Below are 17693 nucleotides of genomic sequence, written 5' to 3' on the forward strand. Positions count from 1 at the left end.
GTGACCCGACGGGGCGTGGATGCAACCGCGCCCCGACGTGCCGCGTAACCCGGGCTTAGCCCTTCTTGATGACCGTTTCAGCGATGTTGGTCGGCGCTTCCGCGTAATGGTCGAATTCCATCGTGAAGGTCGCGCGACCCTGCGACATCGAACGCAGCGAGGTCGCGTAGCCGAACATTTCGCCAAGCGGAACCTGCGCGTTGATGACCTTGCCCGACGGGCTGTCGTCTTGGCCCTGCAACACGCCACGACGACGGCTGACGTCGCCCATCACGTCGCCCAGGTAATCCTCCGGGCTGACGATCTCGACCTTCATGATCGGCTCCAGCAGCGCCGGCTTGGCCGCGCGGAAACCTTCCTTGAACGCCATCGACGCAGCGAGCTTGAACGCCATTTCCGAGGAGTCGACGTCGTGGTACGAGCCGAACACCAGCTTGGCCTTGACGCCCACGACCGGGAAGCCCGCGAGCGGACCGCTGGTGATGGTTTCGCGCAGTCCCTTCTCGACCGCCGGGATGAATTCCTTCGGAATCACACCACCGGTGATGTCGTTGATGAACAGGAAATCGTCCTTGACCGCCGGGTTCTGGCGATCCTCGGCCGTCATCGGCGACATCTCGATCACGACGTGACCGTACTGCCCCTTACCACCCGACTGCTTGGCGTGCTTGTAGTCCGCCTTGACGTCGCTCTTGAGGATCGTTTCGCGGTACGCGACCTGCGGCTTGCCGACATTGGCCTCGACGTTGAACTCGCGCTTCATGCGATCGACGATGATGTCCAGGTGCAACTCGCCCATGCCCGAGATGATCGTCTGGCCGGATTCCTCGTCGGTCTTGACGCGGAACGAGGGATCTTCCTGCGCCAGACGGCTCAGGGCCAGACCCATCTTTTCCTGGTCGGACTTGGTCTTGGGCTCGACGGCCATCGAGATCACCGGCTCCGGGAACGTCATCCGCTCAAGCGTGATGATGTTGTCCTGAGCGCACAGGGTGTCACCGGTGGTGACGTCCTTCAGGCCCACGGCAGCCGCGATGTCGCCAGCGCGCACTTCCTTGATTTCCTGGCGATCGTTGGAATGCATCTGCAGCAGGCGGCCGATACGCTCCTTCTTCGACTTGACCGGGTTGTAGACCTGGTCACCAGCGTTCAGCACGCCCGAATAGACACGGAAGAACGTCAGCGAACCCACGAACGGGTCGGTCATGATCTTGAACGCGAGCGCCGAGAACGATGCCTTGTCATCGGCAAGGCGAGTGGCTTCCTTCTCGTTCTCGTCGATGCCCTGCACCGGCGGACGGTCGGTCGGCGACGGCAGCAGGTTGACGACGCCGTCGAGCATCGCCTGCACGCCCTTGTTCTTGAACGCGCTGCCGCAGAACACGGGCACGATCTCGACGCGCAGGGTGCGCTCGCGCAGGCCGGCGATGATCTCTTCTTCGGTCAGCTCACCGTCGTTGAGGTACTTGTCCATCAACGTTTCATTGGCTTCGGCCGCGGCCTCGACCATGAAGTTGCGCGCCTCGGCGGCCTTCTCGGCCAGGCCGGCGGGCAGGTCACGGTATTCGAACGTCATGCCCTGCGAAGCGGTATCCCAATGGATCGCCTTCATCTTCAGCAGGTCGACCACGCCCTCGAAGCCGTCCTCGGCGCCCACCGGCACCTGCATCGGCACGGCGTACGCGCCCAGGCGGTTCTTCAGCTGGTCGACGACCTTGTCGAAGTTGGCGCCGGTGCGGTCCATCTTGTTGACGAACGCAAGACGCGGCACCTGGTACTTGTTGGCCTGGCGCCAGACGGTCTCGGACTGCGGCTGGACGCCACCGACCGCGCACAGCACGAACACCGCGCCGTCGAGCACGCGCAGCGAACGCTCGACTTCGATCGTGAAGTCGACGTGCCCGGGGGTATCGATGATGTTGAAGCGGTGCTCTTCAAAGGACTTGTCCATGCCCTTCCAGAACGCGGTGGTCGCAGCGGACTGGATCGTGATGCCACGCTCCTGCTCCTGCTCCATCCAGTCCATGGTGGCGGCGCCGTCATGCACTTCACCGATCTTGTGGCTGACACCGGTGTAGAACAGGATGCGTTCAGACGTGGTGGTCTTGCCGGCGTCGATGTGCGCCATGATGCCGAAATTGCGATAGCGTTCGATGGGTGTCGTGCGAGCCACGGGAATCTCTCGTTATTCAGTTTGGAAGTTCGCGCCCTGAGCGGGAACCGTCGCGAAGGAATCGCTTCAATGGCCGAATGCCGCCATGCGGCGGCATTGGGTCCATCGTGCGGCGCGAACGCCGCGGAGGAAGCACCTGAGATGGTGCCGCAGGGGCCTGTCGACAAGCCCCTGGATTGCAATTACCAGCGGTAGTGCGCAAACGCCTTGTTGGCTTCCGCCATGCGGTGGGTTTCTTCACGCTTCTTGATCGCGCCGCCACGATTCTCGGACGCATCGATCAGCTCGGCAGCCAGCTTGCGCGGCATCGAGTTCTCGCCGCGCTTGCGCGCCGACTCGATCAGCCAGCGCATGGCCAGCGCCATGCGACGCGAGGCACGCACTTCGACCGGCACCTGGTAGGTGGCGCCGCCGACACGACGCGACTTCACCTCGACCGAAGGCGAGATGTTGCCGAGGGCCTTCTCGACCAGCTCGAGTGCGTTGCCGCTCTTCTCGCCGATGACGTCCATTGCGCCATAGACGATCTTCTCGGCGACGGACTTCTTGCCGCTCTGCATGACCATGTTGATGAAGCGGGCGATCGTCTCGCTGCCATGCTTCGGATCGGGCAGCACCGAACGCTGCGGAGTATTACCTTTACGCGACATGTGTTTTTCCTCAGCCCTTCGGACGCTTGGTGCCGTACTTCGAACGGCTCTGCTTGCGCTTCGCAACGCCAGAGGCGTCCAGCGAGCCGCGCACGGTGTGGTAACGCACGCCCGGCAGGTCCTTGACGCGACCGCCGCGGATCAGCACGACCGAGTGCTCCTGCAGGTTGTGGCCTTCGCCGCCGATGTACGAAATGACTTCGTAACCGTTGGTCAGGCGCACCTTGGCGACCTTGCGCAGGGCCGAGTTCGGCTTCTTCGGGGTCGTGGTGTAGACGCGGGTGCACACGCCGCGACGCTGCGGGCAATTGGCCAGCGCAGGCGATGTGCTCTTGTAGGTTTCAGGGTTGCGCGGCTTGCGCACCAGCTGATTGATCGTTGCCATCGTGGATGTGTTCTTCGGTTGGGCCCGGAATGGACCTTTTCGTGAAAACGACGGCAGGATGGGTCACCCCAACCTGCCGAGCAGAAAAGTATAGCCCGCGCCGACGGAGTCCGTCAACGCAAGCCGACACTGGCAAGCCGCCCACCCCGCAGGCGGGATGATTGGAGATTGCTCAGCGATGTTCCCGTCCATCCTGGACCGAAAACGAGGCGCTCCATGCGCCTCATTTCGTGATCTGGGCGCCCAGGTGACCGGGCGCCATGTATTGCGTCAGATGTTACCCGATTCCTCGTTGCCCGGGGTGGATTCCGGCACCGATTCCGCCGATCCCTCGGCAATGGTCGCCTCGACCGGCACGATCACCGGGCTGGAGGTGCCCGACAGGGCGTCCAGCTCGGAGTCGGTCAAGCCCGACGCACGGCGACGGCGCGCCGTGTGGTAGGCCAGACCGGTACCGGCCGGGATCAGGCGGCCGACGATGACGTTCTCCTTCAGGCCGCGCAGGCTGTCGCGGGTACCGCGGACGGCAGCCTCGGTCAGCACGCGGGTAGTCTCCTGGAACGACGCCGCCGACAGGAACGATTCGGTCGCCAGCGAGGCCTTGGTGATACCCAGCAGCACCGGCTCGGAACGCACCGGCAACAGGCTGCGGGTCTCCAGGCGCACGTTCTCCTCGATGACGCGCTGGCGCTCGGCCTGCTCGCCATTGAGGAACTTGCTGTCGCCCTGGTCGGTGATCTCGACCTTGCGCAGCATCTGGCGAACGATCACCTCGATGTGCTTGTCGTTGATCTTCACGCCCTGCAAGCGATAGACGTCCTGGATTTCCTTGGTCAGGTACGAGGCCAGCGGCTCGACGCCGAGCAGGCGCAGGATGTCCTGCGGATTCGGCTCGCCGTCCACCACGGTCTCGCCCTTCTCGACGTGCTCGCCTTCGAACACGATGATCTGGCGGTACTTCGGGATCAGCTCCTCGTGCTCCTCGCCATCGGGTCCCTTGATGATCAGGCGCTGCTTGCCCTTGGTGTCCTTGCCGAAGCTGACGACACCCGAACGCTCGGCCAGCACCGCCGGATCCTTCGGCTTGCGGGCTTCGAACAGATCGGCCACGCGCGGCAGACCACCGGTGATGTCACGGGTCTTGGAGGCTTCCTGCGGGATCTTGGCGACCACGTCGCCCACGCCGACCGGGGCCCCGTCCTGCAGGTTGACGATCGAGCGCGGTGGCAGCATGTACTGCGCCGGCAGATCGGTCCCCGGGATGTTGAGGTCCTTGCCGTCCTTGTCGACGATGCGCACGATCGGGCGCAGGTCCTTGCCCTGGTTGCCGCGACGCTTGGGATCGCTGATCTCGCGCGACGCCAGGCCGGTCAGTTCGTCGGTCTTCTCGATGACGGTGATGCCGTCGACGAAGTCCACGAAGCGGATGAAACCGGCCACTTCCGACACGATCGGGTGGTTATGCGGATCCCAGGTCGCCACGGTCTGGCCGGACTTCAGCTCGGAGCCGTCCTTGATCATGATCGTCGCGCCGTACGGCAGCTTGTAGCGCTCGCGCTCACGGTTGTGGGTATCGAGCACGGACAGTTCGCCCGAACGCGACACCACGACCAGGTGGCCCGCCGAGTGCGACACGGTCTTCAGGTTGTTGAACTTGATCGAGCCGGTGGTCTTGACGGTCACGTTGTCGATGGCCGCCGCACGCGACGCCGCGCCACCGATGTGGAACGTACGCATGGTCAGCTGGGTACCCGGCTCACCGATCGACTGCGCCGCCACGACACCCACGGCCTCGCCATGGTTGACCAGGTGGCCGCGGCCGAGGTCACGACCGTAGCAGAGGGCGCAGACGCCGAAGCTGCTCTGGCAGGTGATCGTCGAACGCACCTGGATCGACTGCACGCTGGCGTCTTCGAGCTTCTGCACCCAGGCTTCGTCGAGCAGGGTGTTGCGGGTGACGATCGGATCCTCGTCGTTGCCCGGCAGGAACACGTCCTCGGCCACGACACGACCCAGCACGCGGTCGCGCAGCGGCTCGACGACGTCGCCGCCTTCCACGATCGGGGTCATGGTCAGGCTGCCGAGCGTGCCGCAATCGCTCTCGGTGATGACCACGTCCTGCGCCACGTCGACCAGGCGACGGGTCAGGTAACCCGAGTTCGCCGTCTTCAACGCGGTATCGGCCAGGCCCTTACGTGCACCGTGGGTCGAGATGAAGTACTGCTGGACGTTCAGGCCTTCGCGGAAGTTCGAGGTGATCGGCGTCTCGATGATCGAGCCGTCCGGCTTGGCCATCAGGCCGCGCATACCGGCCAGCTGACGGATCTGCGCCTGCGAACCACGGGCGCCGGAGTCGGCCATGATGTAGATGGAGTTCATCGACTTCTGCGCGACCACATCGCCCTTGGCGTTGGTCACGTTCTCGGTGCCGATGGTGTCCATCATCGCCTTGGCGACGCGTTCGTTGGTACGCGACCAGATGTCGACGACCTTGTTGTAGCGCTCGCCGGCGGTGACCAGACCGGACTGGTACTGCTGCTGGATTTCCAGCACTTCGGTCTCGGCCTCGGCCAGGATGCCCTTCTTCTCGGCCGGGATGATCATGTCGTCGATGCCGATCGACACGCCGGAGCGGGTCGCGTAGGCGAAGCCGGTGTACATCAGCTTGTCGGCGAACACGACCGTGTCCTTCAGGCCCAGCTGGCGGTAGCACGAGTTGATCAGGCGGCTGATGTTCTTCTTGGTCAGCTCGGTGTTGGCCAGCTCGAACGGCAGGCCGTCGGGCAGGATCTCGGCCAGCAGCGAACGGCCGATCGTGGTGTCGACCAGGGCGGTCTTCTTCGAACGGCTGCCATCCTCGGCGATCACGACCTCGGTGATGCGCACCTTGACCTTGGCGTGCAGGCCGACGACCTTGTTGTCGTAGGCGCGCTTGACTTCGGCCAGGTTGGCGAACGCCATGCCCTCGCCCGGGGTGTTTTCCAGGGCGCGGGTCATGTAGTACAGGCCCAGCACGACGTCCTGCGACGGCACGATGATCGGCTCGCCGTTGGCCGGCGACAGGATGTTGTTGGTGGACATCATCAGCGCACGCGCTTCCAGCTGGGCTTCCAGCGAGAGCGGCACGTGGACGGCCATCTGGTCACCGTCGAAGTCGGCGTTGAACGCGGTGCAGACCAGCGGATGCAGCTGGATCGCCTTGCCTTCGATCAGCACCGGCTCGAACGCCTGGATGCCCAGGCGGTGCAGCGTCGGCGCACGGTTCAGCAGCACCGGATGCTCTCGGATGACTTCCTCGAGGATGTCCCACACCTCGGCTTCTTCGCGCTCGACCAGCTTCTTGGCGGCCTTGATCGTCGTGGCCAGGCCACGGCGCTGCAGCTTGGCGAAGATGAAGGGCTTGAACAGCTCCAGCGCCATTTTCTTCGGCAGGCCGCACTCGTGCAGGCGCAGCGTCGGGCCGACCACGATGACCGAACGGCCCGAGTAGTCGACGCGCTTGCCGAGCAGGTTCTGGCGGAACCGGCCCTGCTTGCCCTTGATCATGTCGGCCAGCGACTTCAGCGGGCGCTTGTTGGTGCCGGTGATCGCACGGCCACGACGGCCGTTGTCCATCAGCGCATCGACCGACTCCTGCAGCATGCGCTTCTCGTTGCGGACGATGATGTCGGGCGCATTGAGTTCGAGCAGGCGACGCAGGCGGTTGTTGCGGTTGATGACGCGGCGGTACAGGTCGTTGAGGTCGGAGGTCGCGAAGCGGCCGCCATCCAGCGGAACCAGCGGACGCAGGTCCGGCGGCAGCACCGGCAGCACGGTCATGACCATCCACTCCGGGCGGTTGCCCGATTCAAGGAAGGCTTCGACCAGCTTGATGCGCTTGGTGAGGCGCTTGAGCTTGGTTTCCGAGCCGGTGCTGGCGATTTCTTCCTTCAGGCGGACCATCTCGGCCTGCAGGTCGATCGTGCGCAGCAGGTCGAACACCGCCTCGGCGCCCATCGCGGCGTCGAAGTCGTCGCCGTGCTCCTGGCGCATCTGCATGAACTGCTCTTCGTTGAGCAGCTGGCCGCGCTCGAGCGGGGTCAGGCCCGGCTCGGTGACGACGAACGCTTCGAAGTACAGGATGCGCTCGATGTCGCGCAGGGTCATGTCCAGCATCAGGCCGATGCGCGACGGCAGCGACTTGAGGAACCAGATGTGCGCGACCGGCGATGCCAGGTCGATGTGGCCCATGCGCTCGCGGCGTACCTTGGCCAGGGTCACTTCGGTGCCGCACTTCTCGCAGACCACGCCACGGTGCTTCATGCGCTTGTACTTGCCGCACAGGCACTCGTAGTCCTTGATCGGTCCGAAGATCGCGGCGCAGAACAGGCCATCGCGCTCGGGCTTGAAGGTACGGTAGTTGATGGTCTCGGGCTTCTTCACTTCGCCGAAGGACCACGAGCGGATCAGGTCAGGCGAGGCCAACGCGATCTTGATCGCGTCGAAGTCGATGGCCGGGCGCTGCTGGTTGAAGAGGTTGAGCAGGTCTTTCATGAAATTCTCCGGGAATGGGGATTCGTGAGTCGGTTGTTCACATCACCGGGGGCGGCGCGGGGCCGCCCCGGTTGCGCCGCCTCAGTGCTCTTCCAGTTCCATGTTGATGGCCAGCGAGCGGATTTCCTTCACCAACACGTTGAAGGATTCCGGCATGCCGGCGACCATTTCGTATTCGCCATCGACGATGTTCTTGTACATCTGGTTGCGGCCCTGCACGTCATCGGATTTCACCGTCAGCATTTCCTGCATGGTGTAGGCCGCGCCGTAGGCTTCCAGCGCCCACATTTCCATTTCACCGAAGCGCTGTCCGCCGAACTGCGCCTTGCCGCCCAGCGGCTGCTGGGTGACGAGCGAGTACGGGCCGGTCGAGCGGGCGTGCATCTTGTCGTCGACCAGGTGGTTGAGCTTGAGCATGTGCATGTAGCCCACCGTGGTCTGGCGATCGAAGGCCTCGCCGGTACGACCGTCGTAAAGCTGGGTCTGGCCGCTCAGCGGCAGGTCGGCGAGTTCGAGCATCTTCTTGATCTCGACTTCGGCCGCGCCGTCGAACACCGGGGTCGCCATCGGCACGCCGTCGGTCAGGTTCTTGGCCAGCGTCAGCAACTCCTCGTCGCTGAACTGCTTCAGATCCACCCGCTGCGCGGTGACGTCGTTGTCGTGGTTGTAGATCTCGTCGAGGAACTTGCGCAGGTCGGCCAGCTTGGCCTGTGCCTCGAGCATGTTCTGGATCTTGCGACCCAGGCCCTTGGCGGCCCAGCCCAGATGCACTTCCAGGATCTGACCGATGTTCATGCGCGACGGCACGCCCAGCGGGTTCAGCACGATGTCCACGGTCTCGCCGTTGGCCATGTGCGGCATGTCCTGCACGGGCACGATGGTCGACACGACACCCTTGTTGCCGTGACGGCCGGCCATCTTGTCGCCCGGCTGGATACGACGCTTCACGGCCAGGTAGACCTTGACCATCTTCAGCACGCCGGGAGCGAGCTCGTCACCCTGGGTGATCTTGCCGCGCTTGTCGGCGAAGCGCTTCTCGAACTCCTTCTGATGGGCGTCGATCTGCTTCTGCGCGCGTTCCAGCGCCTCGGCAGCATCGTCGTCCTTCATGCGCAGCTGGAACCAGTCGGACTTCTTCAGGCCGTCGAGCACCAGGCTGGTGACGGCCTCGCCCTTCTTCAGGCCAGCGCCGCCATTGGCGACCTTGCCCTGGATCTGCGAACGCAGACGGGCGTAGATGGCGCTTTCGAGGATGCGGAACTGGTCGTCGAAGTCCTTCTTGACGCGCTTGATCTCGGATTCCTCGATCTGGCGCGCACGCTTGTCCTTCTCGATGCCGTCGCGGGTGAAGACCTGCACGTCGATGACGGTGCCGTCCATGCCGGGCGGCACGCGCAGCGAGCTGTCCTTCACGTCGGACGCCTTCTCGCCGAAGATCGCACGCAGCAGCTTCTCTTCCGGGGTCAGCTGGCTCTCGCCCTTCGGCGTCACCTTGCCGACCAGGATGTCGCCGGCACGCACTTCGGCGCCGATGTACACCACGCCGGACTCGTCGAGGCGGTTGAGCGCGTTCTCGGACACGTTCGGGATGTCGGCGGAGATTTCCTCCGGTCCCAGCTTGGTGTCGCGGGCGACCGCGGTCAGCTCTTCGATGTGGATCGTCGTGTAACGGTCTTCCTTGACGACGCGCTCCGACAGCAGGATCGAGTCTTCGAAGTTGTAGCCGTTCCACGGCATGAACGCGACCAGCATGTTCTGGCCCAGGGCCAGCTCGCCGATGTCGGTCGAGGGGCCGTCGGCCAGCACGTCGCCGCGCGCGATCACGTCACCGACATTCACCAGCGGGCGCTGGTTGATGCAGGTGTTCTGGTTCGAACGGGTGTACTTGATCAGGTTGTAGATGTCGACGCCGGCATCGTGCTCGCCGATGATCTCGACCTCGTGCGCCTTGACCACGATGCGGCCGGCGTCGATCTGCTCGATCACGCCACCACGACGGGCGTTGACGGTCACGCCGGAGTCGCGCGCCACGGCACGCTCGATGCCGGTACCGACCAGCGGCTTCTGCGCACGCAGCGTCGGCACGGCCTGGCGCTGCATGTTGGCGCCCATCAGTGCGCGGTTCGCGTCATCGTGCTCCAGGAACGGCACCAGCGCTGCCGCGACCGACACGGTCTGCATCGGCGAGACGTCCATGAAGTGGATCTCGGCCGGCGCCTTCAGCAGGTTCTCGCCCTGGTAACGACAGGCGACGAACTGCTCGGTCAGGATGCTCTTGTCATCGGTCGGCGCGTTGGCCTGCGCGATGACGAACTCGTTTTCCTCGATCGCCGACAGGAACTCGATGTCGTCGGTGACCTTGCCGCCCACGACCTTGCGGTACGGCGTCTCGAGGAAGCCATAGCGGTTGGTGCGTGCGAACACGGCCAGCGAGTTGATCAGGCCGATGTTCGGGCCTTCCGGCGTTTCGATGGTGCAGACGCGGCCGTAATGGGTCGGGTGCACGTCGCGCACTTCGAAGCCGGCACGCTCGCGGGTCAGACCGCCCGGTCCAAGCGCGGAGACGCGGCGCTTGTGGGTGACTTCCGACAGCGGGTTGTTCTGGTCCATGAACTGCGACAGCTGCGAGGAGCCGAAGAACTCCTTGACCGCGGCCGCGACCGGCTTGGCGTTGATCAGCTCCTGCGGGGTCAGGCCATCGGCCTCGGCCATCGTCAGGCGCTCGCGCACGGCGCGCTCGACGCGGACCAGGCCCACGCGGAACACGTTCTCGGCCATTTCACCGACCGAACGCACGCGGCGGTTGCCGAGGTGATCGATGTCGTCGACCACGCCACGGCCGTTGCGGATCTCGGTCAGGACCTTGATCACGTCGAGGATGTCGGAAGTGTTGCCGAACTCCTCGCGCAGGCGGATGGACTCTTCGTCCTTGCGCTCGGCGTAGTAGCGCGCGTCGTACAGCACCGAGGCGCCGGTGACTTCCTTGCGGCCGATGCGGCGGTTGAACTTCATCCGGCCCACGCCCGACAGGTCGTAGCGCTCGAAGGTGAAGAACAGGTTGTGGAACAGGTTCTGCGCGGCATCCTTGGTCGGCGGCTCGCCGGGACGCATCATGCGGTAGATCTCGACCAGGGCGTCGAGCTGGGTCTTGGTGCTGTCGATGCGCAGGGTGTTGGACAGGTACGGGCCGCGATCGAGGTCGTTGACCCAGATCGTGCCGACCGCGTCGATGCCGGCCTTGCGGAACGCGGCCAGCGACTCTTCGCTGATCTCGTCGTTGGCGGTGGCGATCAGCTCACCGGTCGACGCGTCGATGACGTCGTGCGACAGGATGCGGCCGACCAGGTAGTCGTCCGGCACGGCCAGCGCGGCGATGCCCGAAGCCTCGAGCTGCTTGACGTGGCGCGCGGTGATGCGCTTTCCGGCTTCAACGATGACCTTGTCGCCATCGGCGAGGTCGAAGTTCAGCGTTTCGCCGCGCAGGCGCTCGGCGACCAGCGCCAGCTGCACGCCTTCCTCGGGATCGATGTGGAACGTGTTGATCTCGAAGAACTCATTGAGCATTTCTTCGTTGTTGTAGCCCAGCGCACGCAGCAGCACCGACACCGGCAGCTTGCGGCGACGGTCGATACGGGTGAACAGCGCGTCCTTCGGGTCGAACTCGAAGTCCAGCCACGAACCGCGGTACGGGATCACGCGCGCCGAGAACAGCAGCTTGCCCGAGCTGTGGGTCTTGCCACGGTCGTGGTCGAAGAACACGCCCGGTGAACGGTGCAGCTGCGAGACGATGACGCGCTCGGTGCCGTTGACGATGAAGGTACCGTTGTCGGTCATGAGCGGAATCTCGCCCATGTAGACCTCCTGCTCCTTCACGTACTTGATGGCCTTGCTGGACGACTCGCGGTCGTAGATCACCAGGCGCACGGTGACGCGCAGCGGCGCGCCGTAGCTCATGCCGCGCTGGCGGCACTCGCGCTCGTCGAACACCGGGTCGCCGAGTTTGTAGCCGACGTACTCGAGGGCGGCATAGCCGTTGTAGCTGACAATCGGGAACACCGACTTCAGCGCGGCATGCAGGCCGCGGTCTTCGCGCTTGGACTGCTCGCGATCGGACTGCAGGAATTCGCGGTACGAATCGACCTGGATCGCAAGCAGGAACGGCACTTCAAGAATCGCACGGCGCTTGCCGAAGTTCTTGCGGATGCGCTTCTTCTCGGTGAACGAGTAGTTCGACTGGGGCGTGGAAGTCGTCATGGTGAGAACCACCTCGGGTCATCTGCGGAGCGCGCGGCGGCGCCCCTGGGGGAACGAAAAGCTGTCACTGGGTAGTCGCTGGTATTGCCGGCACCAGCACGCCTTCTCCCGCTACTACCCACTAACAACTGCTTGACTGCTTTGGACCGGGAATCGGGAATGGAGAATCGGGTGTCGTTGCCAGGCGCGATTGCGGCGCCCGTTCGATCCCGGAGTCCCTATTCCCGATTCCCCGCCTTGAAACGACCAAAGGCCGGGGGCTTTCGCCCCCAGCCTTGGCGCACCGCCAGCATGGGCTGCCGATGCAATGTGTCGCTTACTTGACTTCGACCGTCGCACCAGCGGCTTCGAGGTCCTTCTTGATCTTCTCGGCGTCTTCCTTGGAAGCCGCGTCCTTGACCACGCCACCGGCTTCGGTCAGGTCCTTGGCTTCCTTCAGGCCGAGGCCCGTGATCGCGCGGACGACCTTGATGACTTCGACCTTCTTCTCGCCAGCCGACTTCAGGGTGACGGTGAACTCGGTCTGCTCTTCAACGGCAGCAGCCGGGCCAGCGGCCGGACCAGCAGCCACGGCGACCGGGGCAGCGGCGGAGACGCCGAACTTCTCTTCAAACGCCTTGACCAGCTCCATCACCTCGACGAGGGTCTTGCTGCCGATGGCTTCCAGGATTTGTTCATTCGAAAGGGACATTGTGATTACCTTGATTGACTGATTTGGAAACAGCTGAATGGATTACAGCGTGTTATGGGGTGTACCGAACAATCCGGCACTCATCCAGGATTTCAGGCGGCCTTGGCCTGGCCGACCGCGTTGATCACGCGGGCGGTCGAGGCGGCGGGCTCCGCAAGCACGCGGGCGAGCATGGTGGCCGGCTCGGCCATCATGCGGACCAGCATTCCCAGAGCCTGTTCGCGGGTCGGCAGGGAAGCCAGGACATCCACATGGGTGCCCGGGTACTTCTTGCCGCCAATCGAAACCAGGCGCGGCTTCAGCTTGTCTGCGGTTTTTGCGAAATCCTTGATGAGGCGTCCGGCGGCACCGGGGTCTTCCTTGGAGAAGGCATACAGCAGAGGACCGGTCAGCTCGTCTTGGATGACGGCGTAATCGGTGTTCTCCACTGCACGCGAAACCAGGGTGTTCTTTGCGACTTTCAGGAACACACCGTTTTCGCGGGCCTTCTTGCGCAGGTCGGTCAATTGCGAGACCGACAGGCCAAGGTATTCCGCGGCAACCAGCGAATGCGCCGAAGCGGCGACATCGGCCAGTTCGGCAACGACTTCCTTCTTCTGGTTCAGATTCAGAGCCATTGCACTTCCTCACGTATTTCAATTCCGCCCCGTTGCATCCGCGCGGGGACGGGCCATGGTTCGCATCGTTCCCTCGATGCGAGGAAGCGTCCTGCGACGCTCCGCTTGGCGGCCGTTTCCAATCGATCGAACAACAATGATCTTGTGGAGGGTCGGCAACCATCTACGCAGGCCCTTTGCTGCTTTCGCAGACTCGGGATTAAGCGGTCACTGCCTGCAGCGGCGGCGAATCCGTGCCAGTCGAGCCTCCCTGCCCGTCGCCATTGCTGCCTTGATCGCGCCTGCGGTCTTTGACGGCGCCACGCCGGACCGGGGTCCGTCGCGATGCCCTCAAATAGCCCTGCCGGGCAAGCCCGACAGGGGTACATCAACTTTTCCGTCCGGCCAGGTGCACGAGGCAACCGCCGGGCGGATGTCTTACTTCAGGTTCAGCGTCGACTGGTCGACGGCAACGCCCGGGCCCATCGTCGAGCTCAGCGAGACCTTCTGCAGGTACTGGCCCTTCGAGGTCGCCGGCTTGGCCTTGACCAGGTCCACCAGCAGCGCCTGCAGGTTTTCCTTCAGCTTGTCGGCGTCGAAGTCGGCCTTGCCGATCGTGCAGTGGATGATGCCGGCCTTGTCGGTGCGGTAACGCACCTGGCCACCCTTGGCGTTCTTCACAGCCTCACCCGGGTTCGGGGAGACGGTGCCGACCTTCGGGTTCGGCATCAGGCCGCGCGGGCCGAGCAGCGTGCCGAGCTTACCAACGACGCGCATCGCGTCCGGGGTCGCGATGACCACGTCATAGTTGAGGTCGCCGGCCTGCATCTTCTCGGCCAGGTCGTCCATGCCGACGGCTTCGGCACCAGCGGCCAGGGCCTCGTCGGCCTTGGCACCGGCCGGTGCGAACACCGCCACGCGCACGCTCTTGCCGGTACCGGCGGGCAGCACGGTCGAACCGCGCACCTGCTGGTCGGACTTGCGCGCATCCACGCCCAGGCGGACGGAGACGTCGACGGCCTCGACGAACTTGGCCTTGCTGTTGTCCTTGACGATCTTCAGCGCGTCATCGATGGCGTAGCTCTTGCCCGGCTCGACTGCGGCCTTGATGCTCTTCTGTCGCTTGGTCTGTGCCATGGTCTCAGCCCTCCACCGTCAAGCCCATCGAACGGGCGGAGCCCGCGATGGTGCGCACTGCTGCATCCAGATCCGCTGCGGTCAGATCCGGCTCTTTCGCCTTGGCGATGTCTTCGAGCTGGGCACGGGTGACCTTGCCCACCTTGTCGGTGTTCGGGCGCTTGGAGCCCGAGGTCACGCCAGCCGCCTTCTTCAACAGCACCGTTGCGGGCGTGCTCTTGGTGACGAAGGTGAAGGTACGGTCCGAATAGGCCGTGATGATGACCGGCGTCGGCAGGCCCGGCTCGAGCTTCTGCGTGGCGGCATTGAACGCCTTGCAGAACTCCATGATGTTCAGGCCGCGCTGACCCAGCGCAGGACCGACCGGCGGCGACGGATTCGCCTGACCTGCCTTGACCTGCAGTTTGATGTAACCGACAACTTTCTTTGCCATGTGAGTACTCTCCGGGTGCAAGCGCCTGGGTTCAGGCTCCCCATCGGACCGGGAACATATTCAACAAAAGCAGCACGCGTCCCGGTGTCGCGTTGCCACTCGCGCAAAAGGCCGCCCATGCGGCGGCCAATGCGGATGCCCGGCTGACCGGACAGGTAGCCGCGCACTATAACAGATTTTCTGACGCTGTTTTGGCCGCCCCGCCTGGGCGGGACCGGCCAGCCGGATCAGGCCTTCTCGACCTGTGCGAACTCCAGTTCGACCGGGGTCGAACGGCCGAAGATCAGCACTGCGACGCGCAGGCGGCTCTTCTCGTAGTTGACTTCCTCGACCACGCCATTGAAGTCGTTGAACGGGCCGTCGGTGACACGGACCATCTGGCCCGGCTCGAACAGCACCTTCGGACGGGGCTTCTCGACGCCTTCCTGAACACGGTCCAGGATCGCGGCCGCCTCTTCGTCGCGGATCGGCAGCGGACGATCGGCGGTGCCGCCGATGAAGCCCATGACTTTGGGGGTCTCCTTCACCAGATGCCAGCTCTCGCTGTCCATCCGCGGGATGCCGCCCTCGTCCTGGGTCATGATCTGCACCAGCACGTAGCCCGGGAAGAACTTGCGCTCGGAACGGCGCTTCTGGCCGGAGCGCATCTCGATCACTTCCTCGGTCGGCACCAGCACGTCGCCGAACCTTTCCTGCATCTCGGCACGGGTAATCCGGTCACGCAGTGCCTGCGCCACCGACTTCTCGAAGCCGGAATAGGCATGCACCACGTACCAGCGCTTGACGCCTTGCGTTTCCATCAACCATTCACTCCGTCATTGTCCCAGCAGCAGGCGGACCAGCCAGCGGATCACCGCATCGAATCCCGCCAGCATCAGGCTGATCAGGACCACGACGATCATCACCACCCAGGTCATGCGCGCGGCTTCCTGGCGGGTCGGCCAGACCACCTTGCGCAATTCGAAACGGGACTCCGACAGGAACTCGAGCGTCTGGCGACCCTTCTGGGTGCCGGCGAACACGAATCCGCCCAGCGCCAGTCCCGCAACCACTGCAGCGCTACGGGCCAGCACGATCCACTGGTTCGCGAACCAGTAGAACGCGAAGATACCCGCGACGACCAACAGCAAGGCAAGGGCGTACTTGAGGATATCGCCCGTCGAAGCCGTCTTGGTTTGTTCCACTCTGCTATTCAAGTCACAACGCCCTGATTGCGGACTGCACTACTACGGACGGGCACCGGACGGTGGCACGCCAGGAGGGACTCGAACCCCCAACCTGCGGTTTTGGAGACCGCTGCTCTGCCAATTGAGCTACTGGCGTATTGTTTCCGTGACCCTGGTGTGGACCGCCCAACGGGCGGGACCACTAAAAACAGCGAAGGCGGACCAGTCTTCCGGCCCGCCATTCGCGCCTGTGGAGGCCGGTGACGACCTCCACGATGGCAGCTTACTTGATGATCTTGGCCACGACGCCGGCGCCGACGGTACGGCCGCCTTCGCGGATCGCGAAACGCAGGCCTTCGTCCATCGCCACCGGGTTGATCAGCGACACCACCATCTTCACGTTGTCGCCCGGCATCACCATCTCCACGCCCTCCGGCAGCTCGCAAGCGCCGGTGATGTCCGTGGTACGGAAGTAGAACTGCGGACGGTAACCCTTGAAGAACGGCGTGTGACGGCCACCCTCGTCCTTCGACAGCACGTACACCTCGGCCTCGAAGTCCGTATGCGGCTTGATCGAACCCGGCTTGCACAGCACCTGGCCGCGCTCGACGTCGTCACGCTTGGTGCCGCGCAGCAGCAGACCGGCGTTGTCGCCTGCCTGGCCCTGGTCCAGCAGCTTGCGGAACATCTCGACGCCCGTGACCGTGGTCTTCTGGGTCGCACGGATACCGACGATCTCGATTTCTTCGCCGACCTTGATCACGCCACGCTCGATACGACCGGTCACCACGGTGCCGCGGCCCGAGATCGAGAACACGTCTTCCACCGGCATCAGGAACGGCTTGTCGATGTCGCGCTCCGGCTCCGGGATCCACGTATCCAGCGCTTCCACCAGCTTGATGATCGCAGGCACGCCGATGTCGCTCTGGTCGCCTTCCAGCGCCTTCAGCGCCGAACCCTGGATGATCGGGGTGTCGTCGCCCGGGAACTCGTACTTCGACAGAAGCTCGCGCACTTCCATCTCCACCAGCTCCAGCAGCTCGGCGTCGTCCACCATGTCGGCCTTGTTCAGGAACACGACGATGTACGGCACGCCGACCTGGCGGGCCAGCAGGATGTGCTCGCGCGTCTGCGGCATCGGGCCGTCAGCGGCCGAACACACCAGGATCGCGCCGTCCATCTGCGCCGCACCCGTGATCATGTTCTTGACGTAGTCGGCGTGGCCGGGGCAGTCAACGTGCGCGTAGTGACGGTTCGGGCTTTCGTACTCGACGTGCGCCGTCGAGATCGTGATGCCGCGCGCCTTCTCTTCCGGCGCCGCGTCGATCGCGTCGTAGGCCTTGAACTCGCCACCGAAGCGTTCCGCACCGATCTTCGTCAGCGCCGCCGTCAGCGTCGTCTTGCCGTGATCCACGTGACCAATCGTACCCACGTTCACGTGGGGCTTGGTGCGCTCAAACTTACCCTTTGCCATGGCTGCCTAGTCTCGAATCGGATGTGGTGGTGTGCGGAAAATCTTGCAGTGCCTGGTGGTGCTGGACCTGACCGGAACAGTGAGGGCATGCACCTCCTGCACCTGCAGGGTGGTGCTCACGAATGGAATCGAACCATCGACCTCCTCCTTACCAAGGAGGTGCTCTACCGACTGAGCTACGTGAGCGTTGAACTATGGCAC

At 64.1% G+C, this 17693-nt stretch carries 12 protein-coding genes and 2 tRNA genes; all 14 read right to left on the reverse strand.

The window, feature by feature from the left end:
* Positions 1-55: 55 nt before the first annotated feature.
* Entirely contained in the window at positions 56-2173 is a 2118-nt protein-coding gene (fusA, locus tag ACYX7E_RS06805; protein ID WP_462079809.1) for an elongation factor G, read from the reverse strand.
* Between the two features lie 182 nt (positions 2174-2355).
* Positions 2356-2823, reverse strand: a complete 468-nt coding sequence (rpsG, locus tag ACYX7E_RS06810) for a 30S ribosomal protein S7 (protein ID WP_462079810.1) — start codon at positions 2821-2823, stop codon at positions 2356-2358.
* A gap of 10 nt (positions 2824-2833) precedes the next feature.
* Entirely contained in the window at positions 2834-3208 is a 375-nt protein-coding gene (rpsL, locus tag ACYX7E_RS06815) for a 30S ribosomal protein S12 (RefSeq protein ID WP_462079811.1), read from the reverse strand.
* Between the two features lie 270 nt (positions 3209-3478).
* Complete coding sequence (gene rpoC, locus ACYX7E_RS06820; protein ID WP_462079812.1) at positions 3479-7741, reverse strand: DNA-directed RNA polymerase subunit beta'; 4263 nt, start codon at positions 7739-7741, stop codon at positions 3479-3481.
* A gap of 81 nt (positions 7742-7822) precedes the next feature.
* A complete protein-coding gene (rpoB, locus tag ACYX7E_RS06825; protein WP_462079813.1) occupies positions 7823-11995 on the reverse strand; it encodes a DNA-directed RNA polymerase subunit beta in 4173 nt (1390 codons plus the stop codon).
* A 316-nt stretch (positions 11996-12311) separates the two neighbouring features.
* Complete coding sequence (gene rplL, locus ACYX7E_RS06830; RefSeq protein ID WP_462079814.1) at positions 12312-12686, reverse strand: 50S ribosomal protein L7/L12; 375 nt, start codon at positions 12684-12686, stop codon at positions 12312-12314.
* Between the two features lie 92 nt (positions 12687-12778).
* Positions 12779-13303, reverse strand: coding sequence for a 50S ribosomal protein L10 (gene rplJ / locus ACYX7E_RS06835; RefSeq protein ID WP_462079815.1), 525 nt, complete (start codon positions 13301-13303; stop codon positions 12779-12781).
* Between the two features lie 417 nt (positions 13304-13720).
* Positions 13721-14419: a 50S ribosomal protein L1 gene (rplA, locus tag ACYX7E_RS06840; RefSeq protein ID WP_462079816.1), complete on the reverse strand. Its 699-nt coding sequence runs from the start codon at positions 14417-14419 to the stop codon at positions 13721-13723.
* A 4-nt stretch (positions 14420-14423) separates the two neighbouring features.
* Entirely contained in the window at positions 14424-14852 is a 429-nt protein-coding gene (rplK, locus tag ACYX7E_RS06845; protein ID WP_462079877.1) for a 50S ribosomal protein L11, read from the reverse strand.
* Positions 14853-15079: 227 nt separating this feature from the next.
* Positions 15080-15652: a transcription termination/antitermination protein NusG gene (nusG, locus tag ACYX7E_RS06850; RefSeq protein WP_462079817.1), complete on the reverse strand. Its 573-nt coding sequence runs from the start codon at positions 15650-15652 to the stop codon at positions 15080-15082.
* A gap of 15 nt (positions 15653-15667) precedes the next feature.
* The gene (secE, locus tag ACYX7E_RS06855; RefSeq protein ID WP_462079818.1) at positions 15668-16048 is read right to left on the reverse strand and encodes a preprotein translocase subunit SecE; all 381 of its coding nucleotides are present in this window, start codon (positions 16046-16048) and stop codon (positions 15668-15670) included.
* 51 nt (positions 16049-16099) lie between these two features.
* A tRNA-Trp gene (locus ACYX7E_RS06860) sits at positions 16100-16175 on the reverse strand.
* 126 nt (positions 16176-16301) lie between these two features.
* Positions 16302-17492: an elongation factor Tu gene (gene tuf, locus ACYX7E_RS06865; RefSeq protein WP_462079808.1), complete on the reverse strand. Its 1191-nt coding sequence runs from the start codon at positions 17490-17492 to the stop codon at positions 16302-16304.
* A gap of 110 nt (positions 17493-17602) precedes the next feature.
* Positions 17603-17678, reverse strand: a tRNA-Thr gene (locus ACYX7E_RS06870).
* Between the last annotated feature and the right edge of the window lie 15 nt (positions 17679-17693).

It is taken from the genome of Luteimonas sp. RIT-PG2_3 (assembly GCF_054902115.1).